This window comes from Paenibacillus sp. JZ16 (assembly GCF_015326965.1).
In the GTDB taxonomy this organism is placed as follows: domain Bacteria; phylum Bacillota; class Bacilli; order Paenibacillales; family Paenibacillaceae; genus Paenibacillus_AQ.
Genome location: NZ_CP017659.1, coordinates 6,819,519 through 6,840,884 on the forward strand (window position 1 = coordinate 6,819,519; position 21,366 = coordinate 6,840,884).

Annotated in this window: 15 protein-coding genes; 12 read left to right on the forward strand and 3 right to left on the reverse strand. The window is 51.4% G+C overall.

The features are described 5' to 3' along the window. Positions 1-236: 236 nt before the first annotated feature. The 11 genes from BJP58_RS30480 (at position 237) to BJP58_RS30530 (ending at position 16,419) form a co-directional block, all read left to right on the forward strand. A complete protein-coding gene (locus BJP58_RS30480) occupies positions 237-2,495 on the forward strand; it encodes a hypothetical protein (RefSeq protein ID WP_194541819.1) in 2,259 nt (752 codons plus the stop codon). A gap of 18 nt (positions 2,496-2,513) precedes the next feature. Then, positions 2,514-3,707 carry a HEAT repeat domain-containing protein gene (locus BJP58_RS30485; protein ID WP_194541820.1) on the forward strand — a complete coding sequence of 398 codons (1,194 nt, stop codon included), beginning with the start codon at positions 2,514-2,516 and terminating at the stop codon, positions 3,705-3,707. 43 nt (positions 3,708-3,750) lie between these two features. Continuing rightward, entirely contained in the window at positions 3,751-5,118 is a 1,368-nt protein-coding gene (locus BJP58_RS30490) for a glycosyltransferase family 2 protein (protein WP_233355175.1), read from the forward strand. Positions 5,119-5,179: 61 nt separating this feature from the next. Then, positions 5,180-5,986 carry a response regulator transcription factor gene (locus BJP58_RS30495; protein WP_194541822.1) on the forward strand — a complete coding sequence of 269 codons (807 nt, stop codon included), beginning with the start codon at positions 5,180-5,182 and terminating at the stop codon, positions 5,984-5,986. 183 nt (positions 5,987-6,169) lie between these two features. Next, complete coding sequence (locus tag BJP58_RS30500; RefSeq protein WP_194541823.1) at positions 6,170-7,531, forward strand: nucleotide sugar dehydrogenase; 1,362 nt, start codon at positions 6,170-6,172, stop codon at positions 7,529-7,531. Between the two features lie 17 nt (positions 7,532-7,548). Further along, positions 7,549-8,457 (forward strand): hypothetical protein, encoded by a 909-nt coding sequence (locus BJP58_RS30505; protein ID WP_233354809.1) that lies wholly within the window; start codon positions 7,549-7,551, stop codon positions 8,455-8,457. Positions 8,458-8,857: 400 nt separating this feature from the next. Next, positions 8,858-10,309 carry a polysaccharide deacetylase family protein gene (locus tag BJP58_RS30510; RefSeq protein ID WP_194541825.1) on the forward strand — a complete coding sequence of 484 codons (1,452 nt, stop codon included), beginning with the start codon at positions 8,858-8,860 and terminating at the stop codon, positions 10,307-10,309. 1 nt (position 10,310) lies between these two features. Then, a complete protein-coding gene (locus BJP58_RS30515; RefSeq protein WP_194541826.1) occupies positions 10,311-11,624 on the forward strand; it encodes a nucleotide sugar dehydrogenase in 1,314 nt (437 codons plus the stop codon). Positions 11,625-11,639: 15 nt separating this feature from the next. Next, the gene (locus BJP58_RS30520) at positions 11,640-13,511 is read left to right on the forward strand and encodes a glycosyltransferase family 2 protein (protein ID WP_194541827.1); all 1,872 of its coding nucleotides are present in this window, start codon (positions 11,640-11,642) and stop codon (positions 13,509-13,511) included. A gap of 32 nt (positions 13,512-13,543) precedes the next feature. Continuing rightward, a complete protein-coding gene (locus BJP58_RS30525) occupies positions 13,544-15,301 on the forward strand; it encodes a polysaccharide deacetylase family protein (protein ID WP_194541828.1) in 1,758 nt (585 codons plus the stop codon). Positions 15,302-15,330: 29 nt separating this feature from the next. Next, positions 15,331-16,419: a glycosyl hydrolase family 18 protein gene (locus tag BJP58_RS30530; RefSeq protein ID WP_194541829.1), complete on the forward strand. Its 1,089-nt coding sequence runs from the start codon at positions 15,331-15,333 to the stop codon at positions 16,417-16,419. Positions 16,420-16,549: 130 nt separating this feature from the next. Here the strand turns inward: BJP58_RS30530 and BJP58_RS30535 are convergent, their stop codons facing one another. Together BJP58_RS30535 and BJP58_RS30540 are read right to left on the reverse strand one after the other, a co-directional pair. After that, entirely contained in the window at positions 16,550-18,697 is a 2,148-nt protein-coding gene (locus BJP58_RS30535) for a YhgE/Pip domain-containing protein (RefSeq protein WP_194541830.1), read from the reverse strand. A gap of 30 nt (positions 18,698-18,727) precedes the next feature. Further along, entirely contained in the window at positions 18,728-19,114 is a 387-nt protein-coding gene (locus BJP58_RS30540) for a YhjD family protein (RefSeq protein WP_194541831.1), read from the reverse strand. Between the two features lie 182 nt (positions 19,115-19,296). Between BJP58_RS30540 and BJP58_RS30545 the strand changes: the two genes are divergently transcribed. Beyond that, positions 19,297-19,806, forward strand: a complete 510-nt coding sequence (locus BJP58_RS30545) for a Crp/Fnr family transcriptional regulator (protein ID WP_194541832.1) — start codon at positions 19,297-19,299, stop codon at positions 19,804-19,806. Positions 19,807-19,988: 182 nt separating this feature from the next. Here BJP58_RS30545 and hmpA read toward each other — a convergent pair whose 3' ends face one another. Continuing rightward, entirely contained in the window at positions 19,989-21,194 is a 1,206-nt protein-coding gene (hmpA, locus tag BJP58_RS30550) for an NO-inducible flavohemoprotein (protein WP_194541833.1), read from the reverse strand. Between the last annotated feature and the right edge of the window lie 172 nt (positions 21,195-21,366).

Sequence of the window (21,366 nt, forward strand, 5' to 3'; positions counted from 1 at the left end):
GCTGTTAAGTTGTCAAATGACAGGGGTGAAGAGGCAGCGGTAAGTTTTATCGGGGGAAAAATGTGGAAGTGGTTTGTTTTACTTCTTTTTGACTACTATCGATATCGGAAAAGTTGGTAAAGAAGGAATATGGTATCGGGAACGCATCGGCTATAGAATGACGAGTATGGCTCAGTCGTCATGTGTCGGTGCAGCAACAAACATGTCATAGAAAGGGCAGGTGAGCAACGAAGACGATGAGCAGGCGAAAATGGTGGGTGATCGCAGCACTTTTCACTATAGTGCTTCTCTGCGGTGCCGCTGTAATTCTAGGATATCTACGGCCGTCATTAAAGACGTATGCGGATGCGGACGGCGTGAAAATGAAATTCAAAACAGAGGGAACCTCCTTTCTCGTATATGAGGATGAGGAAGTTTGGAAAGAGGTTTTTGCCAAAGGCGTGAATCTGGGGGCAACCGTACCCGGACATTATCCCGGTGAGCTTCCGGCAACGGAGGAGGATTACCTTCGCTGGTTTAAACAGATTGATGATATGGGAGCGAACGTAATCAGGGTCTACACCGTGCATAATCCGGTCTTCTATTCTGCACTTGTGAAATATAACCGGGATAAAGGCGATGACCCTTTGTACTTCATGCAGGGCATTTGGTCACCGGAGGAGCAGCTGATCGAGCGCAAGGATGCGTATGACGAAGAAATCGTCCAGACGTTCAAAGCGGAGATATCGAAGGCTGTTGCTGCTGTCTACGGCGATATCAATGTTGAGGCTAAGCATGGACAGTCGAGTGGCAAGTATAAGGTCAATGCAGGCAAGTACCTTATGGCCTGGCACGTGGGAACTGAATGGGACCCAACCATGGTCGATAACACCAACACGGTACATAAGGATGTCCCTCGGTATGAGGGGTCCTATTTCTCGGGGACGAAGGACGCAAGTCCTTTTGAGAATTGGCTGGCATCTTTATTGGACCATACGGCTGCCGAGGAGCAGAAGTACGGATGGCAGCATCCGATGACATTTACCAATTGGGTCACAACGGACGTGCTTGAGCATCCGGGGGAACCGCTGTTTGAAGAGGACTTGGTATCTGTCGATGCAAGGCATGTAGAACCGGTGAACTGGGATGCAGGTTATTTTGCCGCATACCATGTATACCCGTACTACCCGGATTTTTTCCGGACGGACAAAACGCTGCAGACCATTCCTGATGGTAATGGGGGTTACAACACGTACAAAGCCTACCTGCGAAAATTGAAGGCAGCTTTCGAAGATATGCCGATTATGGTCACCGAGTACGGCGTACCTTCATCCATCGGTATTTCGCACCATGGTCCCGGCGGTAAGGATCAAGGGGGGCATGATGAAGCTGAGCAAGGCTTAGTCAACGTCTCGCTGACCCAGGATATTTACGACGAAGGTTATTCCGGGGCGATCCTGTTCATGTGGCAGGACGAATGGTTCAAGAAAACATGGAATACAATGCCTTTTGAAATACCGGCAGACCGCCGGGCATTCTGGTTGAATGTACTGACGAATGAGAAGATGTTCGGCGTTCTTGCGATGCAGCCGGGCAAGGTAGAGCAGATCACGATCGACGGGGATCTCAGCGATTGGGATAAAGTTCCCGAAGGGGAAGTCAAGACCTGGTCCGGAACGGCACCGGGCGTCAAGAACATGAAGCTGACTCATGATGAAGCCTACCTGTATATCGGCATGGAACTGGAGGAAGCGTTTGATCCCGAACGTTCCAAGCTTTTCATCGGAGCAGATACGATCCCTGGCGGCGACATCCCTAAGAAAGAATTGGCGGGACGAACGCTTACAGGTGGAGCTTTGGAAACTTTGATTCAGTTAGGTCAAGAGGATGAGTCCCAGGTCACCATTGCGCCATCCTACGATTTCCACAGCCGGTTGTACGGCAAAGAGGGGTATTGGATGCTGCCAGGAGAGGAAGCGAAGGGGACCAAGGACGATCCTGTGGTGTCCGGAGGTTCGTTTCATGCCTGGAAGCTGGCCATCAGCCTGCTGATGAATCCGCCGGATACCCGCTTTTCCCATCCGTTTGTGGATGAAAGAGTAGGGATGCTGAAACGGGGGACCAGTGATCCGCAATCTCCGGATTTTAATTCTCTAACGGCCTGGCAGTATCAAGACAGGTTCGTGGAGATGAGAATTCCATGGATGCTGCTCGGGTTCGGGGATCCGAGTTCGCTGCAGGTGCTGGATTACAGTCCGCTTCAAGACAAGCGTACATTCAGCACGATAACAGCGGAAGGGATCCGGCTGGCTCCGTGGATCGCGCAGCGATCTGAGAATAACGGGCAGTCAGCGTCAGGATCGGCAGAGTCCATCAACCTGGAGGAGATTGAACCTTATACTTGGGAGCTATGGGAAGCAACCAAGTACAGTGAACGATTAAAACAAAGTTATTATGATATGCAGGACATATTCACCCGTCTGTCTGAAACGGAGCGGAAACCAGATGCTAAATAAAAGGAGGAGCCATCGGATATGTTTTCAAATTTAGAAATGGCATACGTCTTTGTCTATGTATGTCTCGGCCTTATTGCAGCCGGCATTATCCTGTTGTTCCAAATGAAGATCAAGCACAATGCTGTACAAAGAGAAACGGAACGCTTAACAGAAAAACATCATGACTATTTTGTGTATGTCCAGAGTCATCTGCATGACGATACGAAGCTGGAACTCCCGCCAGGCAAATTGACTTCGGCTGAGCGCCGGGTCATTCAAGCCAAGTTTATAGAGTGGATCGAGCAATTCAAAGGGGACGCCAGAGACAAGCTGCTGCGCTTATGCCGGGAAGCCGGATTTGTGGAAGAGGAGGTTCGGGCATTATCCAGCCTGCGGAAAGACCGTCGTATTGAGGCGGTCTACCGCCTTGGAGGGATGCGTGCGGAAGAGGCTGTGCCGCAGCTTCAGCAGCTGATGAACCGCACCAAATACGGCCCGATGACCATCATCATTGCGCGGGCGATTGCCAAAAGCGCAGTTCAGTCACAGCAGATTCGAGAGATGTTGTCCAAACTGCTGTCCTACGATAAAGCCATTCATCATATGGCTGCCGATATATTGCTTGAAACCCGGCTCGATTCGGCCAGCCTCATGCGCAAGCTCTTGGATGATCCCGATCCTGGACTGGTCAAGGTATCGCTTGTAGCCATGTGGGGGCAGGCCATTCCGGCTGTCGTGCCGGCACTCGATCGACTGGTCGGTTCCGAGGAGAAGGACGTGCGTGCGGAGGCGGTCAAGCTGTATCTTGGCTCTTATCCGGCACTGAAGGATGATACCATTGCGGAGCTTATGAATGATCATGAGTGGGAAGTACGTGCCGCAGCGGCCAAAGCGCTGGGACGACTGCACGCCGCAGGCAGCATTCCGATTCTGGCTTCCGCCTTGAAGGACGAGAATTGGCATGTGCGCAACAACAGCGCGGAGAGTCTTGCGATGTTGGGAGAACAAGGATTCGAGACCTTGTGCCAAGCTGCCCTGACAGGAGAAGGTCCAGCCAGGGAGACGGCCTTGTACCGGATCGAACGGATCATGTCCAACGAAGGCGAATACGAGCAAGTCGAACAAATGGTGGCATTTAACAAAAGAAAACTGGTGTACGATCGTTATTTCGGTGTTCAAACGAACAAACGGATCAGCACGGTTGCAGGAGTAGGAGGAGATTACACTGCTTAGAGATATCCTGCTCACTTACGGGATGGTGGCGATTTATTACGTCATGATCGTTAGCGCGCTTTATTTTGTAATTCTGATGTTTTCTTTCAGAAATATTAAAGATATTTTCAGACGCGCCACGTATTCCAAGTACAATACGCTCTCGGGTTCGGAACTGGTTCCATCGGTATCTTTGCTGGTTCCGGCCTATAACGAAGAGCTCACTATCGCGGAGAATGTCCGCTGTCTGATGACGCTGAACTATCCAACCTATGAGGTCATTGTCATCAATGACGGATCCTCCGACGAAACGCTGAAGGTGCTGATTGAGGAGTATGGTTTGACGCTGCTTCCTAATCCGGAGATCCGCGGCAACATCAGCACGAACAAGGTTCGCGGCATTTATTATAATCCGCAGTACCCTCAGCTATATCTCATTGACAAAGAGAATGGCGGTAAGGCGGATTCATTGAACGCGGGCATTAACCTGTCCCGTTATCCGCTGATTTCTTCCATCGATGCGGATTCGCTGCTGGAGAAGGATGCACTGATCCGGATGGCCCGCATGTACATGGAGAATCCGGAGGAAACGGTGGCTATCGGCGGAGATGTTCGGATCGCCAATGGCTGCGTGATTGAGAATGGAGAGGTTAAGGACGTATCCTTGCCGCGCCGGGTATGGCCGATGTTCCAATCGATCGAATATTTGAAAGCTTTCCTGGGAGGACGAATCGGGTGGAGCCATTTCAACGGGCTCATCATCGTCTCGGGAGCCTTCGGCTTGTTCCGGAAAGATTATGTCATCGCGGTGGGCGGCTATCGGGGTGGCTACCCCGGCGAAGATATGAACATCATTATCAAGCTGCACCGCTATATGCTGGAAAATAAAATCAAGTACCGCGTTTCCTTTTGCCCGGAAGCGGTGTGCTGGACGCAGGCGCCGGACAGCTACAACATTCTGTCCAACCAGCGCAAGCGCTGGGGACGGGGAAACTTGAAGAACATGATCGAGAACCGCGATATGGTGTTCAATCCGAAATATAAAGTCATGGGCATGTTGACGATGCCCTACAACGTTATTTTTGAAGCGTTAAACCCTTACTTCAGAATTACGGGCCTTCTGGCTCTGCTTGGATATGTATTGCTGGATATGACAAATTGGCATGTGCTGGTCGTGTTTGGACTCGTCAATTTTTTAAGTGGGTACCTGCTCAGCGTGGGAGCTCTCATCCTGGAGGAGATGGCCTTCCGCCGGTATACCAAATTGTCCGATCTGGTGAAGATGCTCCTCTTCTCGGCACTCAAATTTGTGGGATACCACCAGTTAGGCGTGCTGTGGAGAGTACAGGGGCATATTCAATATCTGCAAAACAACAATTCATGGGGAACCATGACCCGGCAGAGCTGGAAAGATAAGAACGAGGCTGCCTGACTTCAAGGCCCGGTTCATATGTAACAGCATCAAAATATAAAGAGAGGTGGGACCTACAGTTATGTCTCAATCCGCAACATTGCAACGCGTGCAGGCCGTAGATTTTTACGGCCGCCTGGAGGAGGAAGTGAGAAACCATAGCCATGGAACAGCATTGCTGTTTCTGTACTGTGCAGGCAATCCGTCCGAGACGGAGGCTGGGCTGGCAGAGGTTCAAAGCTTTGTGGATCAGCTGTCCGGCCTGAACGGTGAGGTACTGCAAGACACCCAAACCGGTGTAATGGCCGTTACCTTGCCTGGATATTCGCTGGATGCCGCCCATTATCAGGCATTGCTCCTGAAGCAGCATCTGCAAGGCCGTTTGGAGCAAGCAGATCCGCGTATTACGCTTGCCGCGCTTACGGAAGTGCCATCAGCGCTGACGTTGAAGCAGATGGCGGAAGCGACCAAGCTCAGCACCTCTTCGGATATTCATATATTTACGCAGGAGGAAGCAGACAGCGGTCAAAACCGCATTCTCATCGTGGATCAAGATGCCACGGTGAGGGAGTTTTTACAGATCCGCTTGGCCATGCAAGGTTATGAAACGCTTGAAGCCGTAGACGGTTTGGAGGCGCTGGATCTCATCCCGAAATGGGAGCCGGATCTTGTGCTGACCGAGCTCAACCTGCATGGCATCGACGGCCTGCCTTTCATCCATCATATCCAGCAGCTGGATATGAAGGAGCCGCCGAAAATTGTGGTATTAACGGAGAAACGAGTGGAGCAAACGATCAGCCAATGCTTCCAAAACGGGGTGGATGATTATGTAACCAAACCGTTCTCGCCGGTGGAGCTGGATGCCCGCATCCGCCGCTGCCTTCATTAAACACATCGTTACTAACGCTTCTAGTTTGATGAGAATTAATGAATGATGAATGATACGTGATTAGTTGAGCTGAGAGGTTCTTTAATCGCAAGGAGAGAGTTCAACAAAACGAGGTCTGTCTTTTGGCGAATAGGCAAAAGAAATAGACGAATAGACTAAACATCCGATGGAGGTTGAATACTTGTGAATGAGGAATATGAAACTTTATTGAGTGCCATTGAGAATAAGAAAGCCGTTCTGGGTGTAGTGGGACTGGGCTATGTAGGATTGCCGCTGGCTGTGGAAATGGTAAGACAGGGATTCACGGTCATCGGTATCGATCTGGATTCTGACAAAATTGACCGCATTTACCGCGGCGAGTCCTATATTAGTGACATCTCGTCCGAAGAGCTTGCGGCATGCATGGAGACCGGACGCTTTAAGCCGACAACGGATTACAGCATGATTGCTGTGATCGACGCCGTCAGCATCTGCGTGCCGACGCCGCTCAGCGAGAATCAGGATCCGGATACATCCTACATTACAATGGTAGTCGATCAGCTCAAACGCTTTATGAAGCCTAACCTGTTAATTACACTGGAAAGCACGACTTATCCGGGAACCACGGAGGAGCTGATTCAGCAGCCGATTGAGAAGCTCGGTTATAAGGTCGGCCAAAACTTCTATCTGTGCTTCTCGCCGGAACGGGTCGATCCATCCAACAGCCGGTTCAATACCCGAAATACGCCGAAGGTCATCGGAGGAACGACGGATGCCTGCCTAAAGCTGGGTGAAGCGTTATACAAGCAGTATGTGGAGACGGTGGTGCCCGTCAGCAACCCGAAAGTGGCGGAAATGTCCAAACTGCTGGAAAATACGTTCCGCAGCGTGAATATTGCCTTTGTTAACGAGATGGCCATGATGTGTGACCGCATGGGCATTGATGTATGGGAAGTGATCAATGCAGCGGCAACCAAGCCGTTCGGATTCATGCCATTCTATCCGGGACCGGGCATCGGCGGCCATTGCATCCCGCTGGATCCCATGTATCTGTCCTGGAAGGCCAAGGGCTTCCGCTTCTACAGCAAATTTATTGAGCTGGCACAGTCCACCAACGATAATATGCCTTACTATGTGATCAATAAGACGGCTACGATTCTGAACGAATATGCCAAATCGATCAAACGCTCCAATATCCTGCTGTTAGGCATGGCTTACAAACCGGACATCAGCGATTTGCGTGAATCCCCGGGCCTTGAAGTATATGAACAGTTCAAGGAAAATGGCGCCTATGTGGATTATTACGATCCGTATGCCCACAGCTTCGTGGATAAGCAAGGCGGAACGGTACGCAGCGTGGAGTATGATCTGGCGAAATTCAGCCGTTACGACTGCATCGTCCTCATTACAAACCACAGCAATCTGGATTATCATTCGATCGCTTCGACCGGCGTGCCGATCTTAGATACACGAAATGCATTTAAAGCGTTCGCCGAGCCTCATATCTACAAGATCGGCCATTCCGTTCAGCATGTAGCTGAGCCGGGTGAGGCTGTCTTGATCTGATGAAATGGACGAGAAGAATGAGGCCTATACATGCAAAAGCGAAGTGGATCATTCTGGTTGCCGGCATCTGTCTTTTGCTGCTGATCCTTTTTCTTCTCCCGTCAGGCAAGGTGAATCAGAACAAGGCTACATGGCTGTGGGATGCAAGTCTGATCCGGAGTGAAACGGAGGAGATTGTAGCCTTTAGCGGCAGGGAAGGCATCACAACGATCTTTTTGCAGATTCAGCAAGAGGTGACGGACGAAGAATACCGCCATTTTGTAGCTGCGGCACATCAGCAGGGGATCAGCGTCCATGCCTTGAACGGTCAGCCGGATTGGGCTTACGAGGAAGGCCGGCGAAAAGGGATGGAGCTGCTGGCCTGGCTGGAAGCGTACAATCGTACGGCTGCGCCGGAGGAGAAATTCGAGGGCGTGCAGCTCGATGTTGAGCCCTATGTGCTCCGAAGATGGGGCCGTGAACAGGCACAGGTGGTGGAAGAATGGAGCGCGAACATGGAGGTTTGGGTGCAGGAGGCAAAGCGTCAGGGGCTAACGTTCAGCGCCGCCGTTCCTTTCTGGCTTGACTCGATACCTGGACCCCGCAGCGGGGATGCCGATTCGTTCAGCCGCTGGATGATTGAGAATACGGACGCGATTGCCGTTATGGCGTACCGGGACAGCGGGGAGCAGATGTATGAATTGTCCAAGGAAGAGCTGGAGCAGGCGGACGAACTCGGCAAGTCTGTCTGGATCGGCATGGAGCTTGGGGATACGGAGGAAGGCGAGCATCTCACCTTCTTTGCCAAGAGCGAACAGGAGATGGAGGATGAAGCCCTGCGTGCGGCCAAACTTGGCAGCGACCATAACTCCTTTGCGGGACTGGCCGTCCATCACTACCAGGCTTGGGTTCACAAACGAACCGCGATGGCTGGGGAAGAGCCTTGATTTTGCATGAGGTTCAATAGCGATTTTCAGGTTAAATGGAACAACATGAACAACATGAATCATTCACTATTCAACATACCTTCGAAGGTCTTAAGAGACTTTCGGAGGTATTTTTTTTGTCTGACAGGGGGCCAAGTCCCGGTTAAATCGGAAATGTTTAGAAATTGTATAGAACTGAATTCTATAATGTGAATCATCGAGCGGCAGGGAGTAAAAGCATGTTTAGAAAAAAACATGGGCAACGGATTACATAAGCTCGACGACCGGGGTTCCTTATTGTAATTCAAAGTTATGAAAATGATGAAAACCCATGAATTTTTCCAAAATGTTATAGCAATTGTTGAAATTTAAAAGGAGTATCCAGATGAAGAGAGATTTTAGTAAAACCCGAATGTTATACATGCTAACAAGAATGACCGGACTGTTGTTAACCCTGGCGTTACTGGGGGGTTGTGGTCTTTTTGGTGGTAAGCAAGCCCCCAGCGATGAAGCGGGCGGTTCGACAGCGACAGTTCAAAAAGTGGAACGGTATACGGGAGAAAAGAGCAGGGAAATCCCGTTTGTTTACACAGCCAGGAAAGAATTGGCGCTCACCTTTAACGGCATGGGCGATAAAGCGACCATGATGGCCCTGATCGATGAGCTGGATGCCTATGGAATCAAGGCGACCTTCTTTCTTCCGGGGATCCGTGTGGCGGAGGAACCAGACATTGCGGATGCCATTTTGTCCAAAGGTCATGAAATTGAGAACAATACGCTCAATCAGCTCGATATGAATCAGCTTGATTACGATCAGATTTATAAGGAAATCAAACTCGCGAATGATGTCATTGAGCGGGAAACGGGCGTCCTGCCCCGCTATGTGCGGACACGCTCGGGCGATTATCCGGATGAAGTGCCGCTGGCAGCTGCACATCTTGGAATGAAGGCCGTTGTAAGTTACAACATTAATCCCAAGGATCGCAATATGCAGAGTGCAGAAGAGATTGGAGAGTATGTGACCAGGTACATCTCCAGAGGCGGCATTATTTCCATGAATACCGATGTCAATCCGGAAGTGATTTCTTCTATTAAATACATAGCCCAGGCCGTGGACGATATCGGATATCAATTGGTTACGCTGGATGAGCTGGTGCGCAATGGCGGCGTGCGAAAACCGCTCGAGTTAATTCCGGGATACGACGCTGCTAGAATGAACCCGGATTATGAACAGGCGAAATATGAACTGGTTTATAAAGTCAATACGAACAAAAAAGAGGTTGCCCTGACCTTTGATGATTTCGGAAGCGACAAAACGGTAACCCGCATCCTTGATATTTTGGAGGAGCATGATGTGAAGGCCACCTTCTTCCTGCGGGCCAAAGGAGTGGAAAGCAACCCGAATTTGGCGCGGGCGATGGTCGAAGGCGGACACGATGTGGCCAATCATTCCTACAGCCATCCCGTCGTTACATCGCTAACGCCGGAAGAGCTGCAGCAGGATGTCGTCAAGGCCCACCAGGTTATTACGGAGGCCATACAGCAGCAGCCTGTCATGCTGTTTCGCCCGCCGACCGGCGTGGTAGATGACGAACGGGCCAAAGCGCTGGCGGCTGCCGGTTACCCCGCCATTGCAATGTATGATGTGACTACGCTGGATTGGGATATTTCCAACAGTGCCGACGATATTGTGAACGGAGTTATGACCAAGACACAAAAGGGAAGCGTCATTTTGCTTCATATGCTGGATGACATTCATACTATTGAGGCCCTGCCCCGAGTACTCGAAGGGCTGAAGAATAAAGGATATACGTTTGTAAAAATGGCGGACATGATGCAGCTGCAGGATAAAGCCGCAATGGAGATGGAATAAGATGGAATTATATGTGAATATGATGGACCGCGTTGACAAATTAGCGGTCGTCGGTCTTGGATATGTGGGGCTGCCGCTGGCGGTCGCATTCTCAAGAAAGCTGGATGTCATCGGCTTCGATCTGAGCGAGGCCAAGGTGCAGCAGTACCGCAGCGGATTCGATGCTACCGGTGAGATCGGAGATACTTCGCTTGCGAACTGCACGGCGTCCTTCACCTCGGATCCGGACAAGCTGAAGGAAGCGCGCTGCTTTATTGTCGCCGTTCCGACACCCGTAAAAAGCGGAAATGTCCCGGACCTGAAATTCGTGCGCAATGCCAGCCGATTGGTCGGCCGCGCATTGACCCGGGGAGCGGTTGTTGTGTATGAGTCAACGGTTTATCCGGGCGTAACGGAGGAAGTTTGCATTCCGATTCTTGAAGAGGAGTCCGGCCTGCGCCTGGGCGAGGATTTCAAGGTGGGGTATTCCCCGGAACGAATCAATCCCGGAGACCAGGTACACCGACTCGAGACCATCGTGAAAATTGTGTCCGGTAATGACCCGGAGGCACTGGAGACGGTTGCCAGCCTATATGAGCTGATTATTGATGCAGGCGTTCACCGGGCGGAAAGCATCCGGGTGGCGGAAGCAGCCAAGGTCATCGAGAATGCCCAGCGCGATATCAATATCGCTTTCATGAACGAGCTCTCCATGCTGTTCAACGAGATGGATATCGATACGAATGCCGTGCTGCGGGCTGCAGAAACGAAGTGGAATTTCCTCCCGTTCCGGCCGGGGCTTGTTGGCGGACATTGCATCGGAATTGATCCATATTATTTGACGTACAAGGCCGAGGATACGGGATATCATTCCAAAATTATTTTGGCCGGGCGGCATATTAATGACGGAATGGGCAAATACATCGCCCAGCATGTCATTAAACTCGCGGTTCGCCAAGGTATCGATCTGATGAGGGCGAAGGTGGCGGTAATGGGTCTGGCCTTTAAGGAAGACTGCCGGGATATCCGCAACTCCAAAGTCATCGATATTATTACGGAGCTGCAGGACTACGGAATTCAACCGATGGTCGCGGACCCGCATGTGGACCCGCATCAGGCTTATGAGGAATATGGTATCGAGCTGTCGGACATGAGCGAATTGAAAGACATTCAGATTGCGGTTGTCGCCGTCGCTCACCGGGAGTTCAAGCAGCTTGGGATTGCCGAATTCAAGGACATGTTTAGCTCTGAAGGAGAGAAGCTTCTGATCGACGTGAAGGGAGCTTATCCAAAAACCGAATATGAAGCAAATGGCTTTCATTATTGGAGTTTGTAACGATGGGAGAAAGCAATGAGGATTATAAAAAGAAAGCAACCGAAGAGCACTAAAGAAGTTCTTGCGGTTCCGCGCACGGATAGACGTACTCTTACCTATGTACCTGACCCGGAGCAGATTCGTTTGAACGCGGACCGGAGAGGCAACCGGGCTGAGCAGCCCGGGGATGATTTGTCCAGCTCTGAATATTTAAATAAGCTGCGTATGCTCAGCTTGCGTTATGAAGCGGAATTTGAAGTATGGATCGTCCCCAAGGGGAAAAAGAAAAAAGCCGGGATTAAGGGACAGGCAGCCGATATTTCGGCCACGGGCCTGCTGCTCAAGCTGCCGGACGCTTCTTCAGGTCTCGAAGTGGGCGACAAGGTAAAGGCCCGATTCCGGATCCCGCCAGGCGCGATGCCGGAAGGTTTCGAATCGGCTGTAAGGATGGATGCAAGCATCGTTCGCCGGGCCACGAATTTGGCAGAATCCGGTGAAGAACATATGCTTGCCTTGGAATTTGAGAAACCGCTGACTGAATATTTTCAGCGCAAACGGTGGGGCTATTCCGTATATTCTGCCAGCGCGTTGATGTTCGTGGCGGTGCTCTTCATCATGCTGATGCGGGCCGAGAGCATTATCTATTTTAAATACAACATGGTGCTATATTTGTACAGCTTAATCGCAGCCCTGTTTTTGCTAACTCGCTACCTGTTTGGGGCATTGTACCGCGATGTGCCGATCAATCCGGATTATACACCGGGGGTTTCGATTATCATCCCCTGCTTCAATGAAGCGGATTGGATTAAACGTACGATTCTCAGCTGTATTAATCAGGATTATCCGGTCGATAAGCTGGAGGTCATCGTCGTGGATGACCGATCGACAGACCAATCGGTGCAGCAGATCAAGGATATGATTGAAGTGATTCACTCCGAGGCGGAGCGATACGCGACCCGCGAACGCTTGTCCTATACGGTGCTGCCGGAGAATGCGGGCAAGCGGGTTGCCCTGGTCAAGGGTGTGGAGATGGCGAAGCATGATTTGGTGGTGTTCGTGGACTCCGACAGCTTTCTGGACCCGACGGCGATTCGCCACCTCGTTCAGCCTTTTCAGGACCCTAAGATGGGCGGCGTGGCCGGCCGGACGGACGTCGAGAACAAATATACCAATAACATGACGAAGCTGCAGACGGTCCGTTATTATATTGCCTTTCGGATCATGAAAGCGGCGGAGTCCTGGTTTGACAGCGTGACCTGCTTGTCGGGCCCGTTATCCTGCTATCGGAAAGAGCTGATCCTGCAGCATGCGGACGCCTGGCTGAACCAGAAGTTTCTGGGCAGACCCGCCACCTTCGGGGATGACCGAAGCATGACGAACTTTATTTTGAAAACACATCGCACCGGTTACCAGGATTCCGCCATATGCTCGACGATTGTCCCTTCGCAGATGAAGGTGTTCCTGAAGCAGCAGATGCGCTGGAAGCGCTCCTGGCTGCGCGAGTCGCTCCGGGCCGGAAGCTTTATTTGGCGGAAAGAGCCGTTTATGGCATTGTTTTTCTACATAGGCCTAATCGTGCCGATTGCCGCGCCTGTCGTGGTTGCCTATAACTTGATGTACGTGCCGATCGTTCACGGCATTTTCCCGGGGACCTTCCTGATGGGCTTGCTGCTGATGGCGCTGCTCATGAGTCTTGCCCACCTGCTGTTTCGCAAGAGCAAGCTCTGGGTGTTCGGCTTCGTATTCTGTCTGTTCTATGAGTTTGTCCTGTTATGGCAGATGCCGGTGGCCTGGTTTACCTTCTGGAAGTCGACATGGGGGACCCGGGAAACACCGCAGGATATTGAAGCTAGAGAGAAGAAGGAAGCCCGCAAGCGTAAAGGCAAAAAATTCGGATTACCGTTCTGATCGTGTCAAAGCGGTTGAAGTGAGGATGACAAATGGGTAAAAAACAAAATGCAGCCCTCAATGTTCAGCGAAAAAATCGCCGCAAAATCATCAAAGTTACGGCACAGGTCGTTGTATTGGCCGTAGTAGCCGTCCTGCTGGCGAATGCGATTTTCGATTTTCGCACCTATAAGGAGCCGGACAGGTCGGCCTGGCGACAGGATCAGGGCTTTATTGCGCTATCCTATTTCGGAGTCGGCCGCACCGGGACATCCAAGCTCGTATCCAAGAGCCAGCTGGATGCACAATTGAAGGCCTTATATGAACAGGGCTACACCACGATTTCGCAGCAAGATATTATCGATTATTATCGTAATGGCAAGAAGCTGCCGGATAAAGCGCTGTATCTGTCCTTTGAAGATGGACGGAATGACTCCGCGCTGTTCGCGCAGCCGCTGCTGGAGAAATACAACTATAAGGCCACCTTCCTGTCCTATGCGGACAAAATGGGCAACAGTGAACGTAAATTTCTGCAGCCGAAGGATATGCTGAAGATGACCCGCACCGGTTATTGGGAGCTGGGGACCAACGGCAACCGGCTGACTTATATTAATATTTTTGATAGTGAAGGCCGTTATATCGGCGTTAAGGATGAGGGTGAACTGACCAGCAAATCCAACGTGGAGTATTACAACCACTATTTGATGGATTTCATTCGCGACGAGAACATGATACCGCTCGAGAACCGCGCGGAGATGGAAGAACGGATTCAAGCTGACTATGAGGCGATGAATAAAGTCTACACGGAATCGCTGGGCTACGTTCCAGGGACATATATGATCATGCACGCCAATGCGCTTGGCAGCGGCATGAATCAGCTTGTGGCCGATGCCAATACGGAGCAGATTGAGCAGTTGTTTGGGATGAATTTCAACCGGGAAGGTATGGCTTTCAACTCGCAGGATAGCGATCTTTATAATCTGACTCGGGTCCAGCCTGCTCCTTACTGGTCCACCAACCACCTGTTGATGAAGCTGCACAAGGACCAAGGACAATCTATGCAGTTTGTGCGGGGGGACAAGCAGCAGGCTGACAAGTGGGAGCTGCTCGGCGGAGCGGTTGAATTTTCGGATAACCGTTTCGTGGTCACATCGCCTCCGTCTCAGGCAGGGACGGTTTATTTAAAAGGCAGCGAAGAGACTGACGTAACCGTCTCGGCTAAAGCGCTCGGCAATGTGGTAGGACGGCAGTCCATCTATGTCCGTTACGACCGGACCAAGGGCTCTTACGTAAGACTCCTTCTGGAGAACAACAACGTGGTGGTAGAGCAGAAGCGAGCAGGTCAAGCGCCCGAGGAGCTGTTCACTTATTCCCTGCCGAAGGTCGAGTGGGGTGAAGAGGATCTGCAATTCGACAAAGCATCGGTATATACCAAGGAACAGACGCAGGCCGGAGATCGGGATGATGAGAATGAGTATCCGGTCAACATACTTGGCAACCGCTCGTTGGAGATTTCGGTGAAAGGCCATTCCGTGTCGGTGAGTGTCGATCAACAGTTAATTCTGGACCAGCAGCCTGTGGATGTTTCGATTGGCGCAGGGGGCGTTGCGTTTGAATCGCAATATCACGAGCAGAATGAGAAGGATGATATTTACGACGCTATTTTTGAAGATGTCACCATAACATCTGAGTCTGCGGGCGGCGATCGGAAGCTGCTGTTTACGAACAAGCCGTCCGGACTGACCGGAGTCCTGACAGGCGTGCAGAGAAGTTTGAACCGGGCGGTTGACTGGGCTGTGGAGACCTTTTAAAATTCGGATGGCGTAGGACGTGAACAAGAATGAAGAATCGCAGGAGGAAATGGGCAGGAGCAGTGGTGCTGATGGCTTTGTGCGCTGCTGTCTCCTTCTGGTGGCTGCGCACCGAAGAGCAGGAGAAAGCACTGCAGGCTCAGATACCGCAAACGGGAGTAAAGCTGTCTGCCTGGATTACGGATTGGCAGTGGAGGACGGGTATAACCGATATGGAGCAGCTCGGCAGCGAGCTTGAAGAGATCCATTTTTTTGCAGCCTACTTCAATCATAAAGACGAACTCCATTTTACTTCGGATTTTCGGGAGGGGCTGCCTGAATTTCAGGAGATTTCCCGGAAAGGGGAGCAGCTTCGCCGGGTCCTGACCATCGTAAACGATCGCTTCGATACCGATGGGACGGCGGATCAGAAGGATCCTGAGCTCATCTCCCGGATCGTGGCTACTCCGGAAAGCCGCAGCCAGCATATCGGGCACATTCTGGCTGTAGTATCCCAGCATGGCTTTCGTGGCGTGGAGCTGGATTACGAAAAGGTACGCAAGGAAGATTGGGCGAATTTATGCGCTCTGTACAAGGAGCTGTATGAACGTTTACAAGCGGAGGGTTTCTCTCTTCGAATCGTCCTGGAGCCGGGGATCTCCCAGTCATCCTTGGAGTTGTTGCCGGCAGGCCCGGATTATGTCCTGATGGCATATAACTTGTACGGAGGGCATAGCGGACCGGGGCCGAAGGCGGATCATGCCTTGATCAGAAAGCTGGCGGACAAACTGCGCAGGATTCCGGGAGACCATGCCATCGCACTGTCGGTTGGAGGGTTTGATTGGGCGAAGAACGGCAAGGTTGTCTCTTTAACGGAAAAGCGTGCGGTGGAGCTGGCACATTCCATCTCGGAAGTGCCGAAGCGGGATTCTTCAAGCGGTGCCCTGTATTATGAATATACGGACGAGCAAGGCATCGGCCATACGGTATGGTATGCAGATGGTATGACCATTGCCGGCTGGATGGATACGGCGACAGATACGGGTGTTTCGAAGATTGCGATCTGGCGGCTTGGGGATATGGAAGAGGATACGTTGAAACAGCTGAAGGAATACCATCAGCAATCCCAACATAAGTGAATCTTATATGAAAAAAAGGACATCCCATGGCTCTAGGAAGCCGCTTGGGGTGTCCTTTTGCATAAAGGTTGACTCAAGTTGTAATCAGGCAGTCTTTCTGTTCGGATATACGCTCCGAAAGGGGGCAGGATTAATGGATGAGTTTCGAGGCTCTCGCTTTACGGACAAGACCGCCGCTGGCCCGGTTGATCGGCTTCTTGAGCGCAATCCCGATCATCAGCGCAATTGCGGCAAAGATCAGCATGAACAGGACATCCCGGATGACAATATCCCATAGAATGCCGCCAACGGCTTCCCGCATCATGCTAATGGCGTAGGTGAACGGCAGATACGGATGCAATGCCTGGAAGAAGGGCGGCGTCATCTGGATCGGGAACGTTCCGCCCGCGCCTGCGAGCTGCAGCACGAGAAGTACGATGGCCATCGCTTTTCCGACATTGCCGAATACGGACACCAGCGTATACACAATCAGCATGAAGATGGAGCTGATCAGCAGCGCAAACAGGATGAACCAGCCCGGATTCACCACATAGGTCCGCAGCAAATAGATATCTCCCAGGGTGACGAATAGCGCTTGGAACAGGGCAATGGTGAGAAAGGTTAAATAGCGTCCGAAGTAAACCTCGATGCTGCGGAAGCTTCTCTCTTCATCATGAACCTCAACGGAGAGCAGGGAAACGAGCAGCAGGGCACCTACCCACAAGGATAAAGTCGTGAAGAAGGGAGACATGGCGGACCCGTAGTTCGGGATCGGATACAGGCGATTCTCTTCCAGCGTTACAGGCTCGGCAAAAAACTGGCTTTCGAGCTCGAAATTATTTTGAAGCAAATCAATAACCTCTTGGATATCTCCCTCAGCTTCCATCTCACGGAGCCGATTCGCCAGCTGCGTAATCCGAAGCTCGGCCTCCGGCAGACGGCTTTGAGCAAGCTGTACTTCTTCTCCGCCTACTTTAAGGCCTTTCCGGGCGTCTTTGAGCAAATGCTGAATGTCGGGGACGCTGGCAAGTGCCTGGGTCAGCTCCTGCTGCACGCGCTTAGCCGTGTCTGCGCCCGAGGTGAAGGCTTTGCTTATCGCTGGACCGATCTCCGTATCGTAGCGGCTTAACAGCGTGTTGGTCAGTCCCGTAATATCATCGTTCAGCTTTTTCAACTTATCGATGGAATCTGCTGGCGCTTCTTCTCCCCGTTCCACGGCTTGGGCTATGGTTTGCAGCACGGATTGAGCTGAGGTCCATCGTGCGGCAATATCCTCGAGCTTGGCCGCCCCGGAAGCTGCTGCCGGGGAGATGGAGCCCAGCCGCTTGAACAATTGACCCAGCCGGGCGGCTGCTCTCGCTGCGGTCTCTGCGCGTTCCTGCGCAGCGTTCAGGCGGCTGGCAAGCTCCTTCGGGTCAATGTCGGCTTGCCCTAGAGCGTCCAGCACTTGCGAGAGCGCTCCGGTGGTTGCAGCCAGTACCTCCAAGTCCTGACGCAGAGTTGGCTCCAGCGATTTCGAGGCACCGGCGGCCTGATTCGCGAACTCCGCCAGCGCACCGGCCATGGCCTTGCCGTCCGTGGCAATTCCTTCAAGGCGAGGCAGGGCGGCGTCGGCTTGCTGAACCAATCGGTTGGCCAGTTTAATATCTTGTGCAGCTGTGCCCACCGCTTCATTGAGCTCCGGAAAGCTTTTTTCGAGCCGGAACAGAAGGCTTCGGACTTTATTGATGGCCGGGAGCTGGTTCTCGATCTCAATCCCGAGCGTGTTGAAAATCTCGAAGATGGTGCCGTTGGCGGTTTTGATGAAATTTTTGCTGATTTCCTCCACAACACCGGATGCACCCTGGGCCGTCACTTTGGGAGAAATGGCGTTGATTTTTTCGTTCGTATAATAGAGGATCTGAGCTTTGACAGGCTCATTGGTCAGCACGGTGCCGATCCGGGCAGAGAAGTTCTCCGGAATAATGATAGCGGCATAATCATCGCCGCGCCGTACACCCTGAATGGCGTTCTTGCTATCCTCCGTAAAACGCCACCCCAGCTTCTCATTGTGATGGAGGGACTCCACGATTTCTTTTCCCAGGTTAATGGGCTGATCGCGGAGGGTGGTGCCTTTATCCAGGTTGGCAACGGCAATGGAGACGCCGGAGGTCTGGCCGTAGGGATCCCAGGAGGCCTCAATGTTAAACCAGGCATACAGAGAAGGAAGAATAGCGAGCCCTACGATGATGACGCCTGCAGCCCAATTACGGATGATTCTATGGATATCGGCAGAATATATGTGGAAGATATTCTTCATGGAGCGCTCCTGTCTTGTACGTAGTTGGTGCTAGTATGCCGCCAAATCCGTGCCAAGATACGAAACGAGCCGATCCTTTATCTCTTCCTTGAAGGAGTGCCATTCGCAGAGCAGAGAGCCATCATATCCGCGGCATAAATACTGGACACGCAGCCCTTCCTCGGCTGTACCGCTCTGACTATGAATCCGGATGCCGCGCCTTCTCATTTGTTGTTGTAGGAACCAGGCATGATCCGAATATCCTTTTTTAATGAGCTGCAGATTTAAGATATAGAGCTCACCCATTTTCAGTTGAAGGGTCTTGAGAATCTGAATATCCCGCTCGAGAACAGACTGAATGAAGTGATGCAGCAGATAATCTCGGATCAGGGCTTCGTCTTCTAGTGAAGGCGGAGGAGGAGTGGAAGGTTTCATCATAAGAGACACATCCTCAAACATGAATAAATACAGGAACATATGTTCTATTATACACATGGTATGCCAACAATATACGGTGCGCAACCATTAATTTCTGGTAATTGTTATTTGCCTCCAGTGGATTCATGACGGCATATCGTTTACACTCCTGATAACTGCATTCATCAGGAGGCGATTCATTAATGATTCTTCATAAAGGCGAAATACTGTTCAGGCAAGGAGATAGCGGCGATCATCTATATCACATCCGGAGCGGATTGTTCAAGGTGACCCGTCTCCATCCGAATGGCAATATGGTGCTTTTCAATATTTTATATCCCGGTGAAACGGTGCCGCACCATTCCCTGATCAGCCCGAAGGAGACACATGGAACGGCGATCGCTCTGATCCAGAGCGAAGTGGAGGTCATATCGGCTGAAGCGTGGTACCGCCAGCTTGCGGAGGATCCGCAGAAACCGCTCGAGGTTGCCAGATTGCTGCAGGAAAAGGTGCGGTTCATGCAGATGAGGCTGGATCACTTGACGGTCGGAGGACCTGCGGAGCGGCTTGAGCTGCTGATCCAGTGGCTGGATGAGTATTCACAGGGAATACACTTGACCGAGTATCTGACGCAGGAAGAGATCGGACAGCTGATCGGCGTGAGGAGAGAAACGGTAAACCGGCTGCTGCGGGAACAGGGCAAGCATATCTAGTTCCGAAATATTGAGGACGGTATGAACGCCAAGGTACATAGTTTTATAAATTGCGCATGACCAGAACTGGCATATGGTTATCTTCTTCGCTGGATAATAGTCGACAGCAAGCGTGTTCCATCTAAAAAGGGTGCCTGTCTTTATGCAAGACAGGCACCCTTTGATTGTGTAATACGGTTATTTTAATCTTCCAATGTACCAGCCGGGCCGAAAAATTCATAATGAATTCGGTCCGAAGGTACCTCCATCGATTTCAAATGATTGTTCACGGCTCGCATGAACGGAACGGGGCCGCAGAAGTAGAAGTCGGCCTTGTCATCAACGGTTTTGCGCAGGAAATCAAGATCAATATAGCCTGCTTGGTGACACTGATCCTCCGATTCCGGTTGTTCATAAATGACATAAGAGGTTAGCTGCGGATATTTGGAGGCAAGCGCATCGATGTGAGCTTTCATCGCATGCTGGCTGCCGCACTTGGCCGCATGAATAAAGGTTACGTTCCGGTCAGGCTGTTCCAGCAGCACGGTTTCGAGCATGGCCACCATCGGGGTTAAACCGACGCCGCCGCTGATCAAGACAAGCGGAAGATCGCTGTCCGTATCCAGCGTAAAGGTACCGGCCGGAGCCGTGACCTCAAGAACGGTCCCAACCTCGGCATGACGGTGCAGCCAAGTGGAGACGACGCCTGCGGGCTTTCCTTCCAGTTCATCCTCACGCTTGACCGTAATTCTGTAGTAAGGCTGACCCGGTGCGGATGAGAGACTGTAATGACGATTATGATAATAGGCTTCACCTTCGGGTTTCACCCGGAGCGTGATATATTGACCGGGTTGATAAGCGGAAATCTCGCCGCCGTCTTGCGGGACCAGATAAAAGGAAGTGATAACGGAGCTTTCTTCCACCTTCCGGTCAATGACGAAATTGCGGTATCCGCTCCAGCCGCCGGCCTCGTTCGCGGCTTGTTGGTACATATCCGCTTCAATGCCAATGAAGACATCGGCAATAGCCCCGTAAGCTTCGGCCCAGGCCTCGATAATTTCGGGCGTTGCAGCGTCTCCCAGCACTTCCTTCATTGCGGCGAGCAGCGTTTCGCCAACGATTGGATAGTGCTCGGGCAAAATGTTTAATGCCCGGTGTTTGTGTCCGATCTGCTTAACAACCGGGACGATCGCTTCAAGACGGTCGATATGGGCTGCGGCGGCGTATACGGCATTGGCAAGGGCAAAGGGCTGTTTTCCTTCTCGTTGATTCGCATGGTTGAATATGTTAAGAAGCTCCGGATGATGATGAAACAATTTTTGGTAAAATGCAGTCGTAATTGCCGTTCCATGTGTTTCAAGAACAGGAACGGTCGATTTAACGACCTCAATCGTATGCTGGCTTAACATGCAGACTCCCCCTGATTCATAATTCGAATTCGTATTCGATTTAAGTATAGACAAGGGAAGAAGGGGTATTTGTGATTTAAGTCACATCGGATTTAGCGAATATGTGAACAGAACGGCGATATTTTATGGAGGGAGTTCTGAAAGCGAGTTTTTTTACATATTTTATATATAT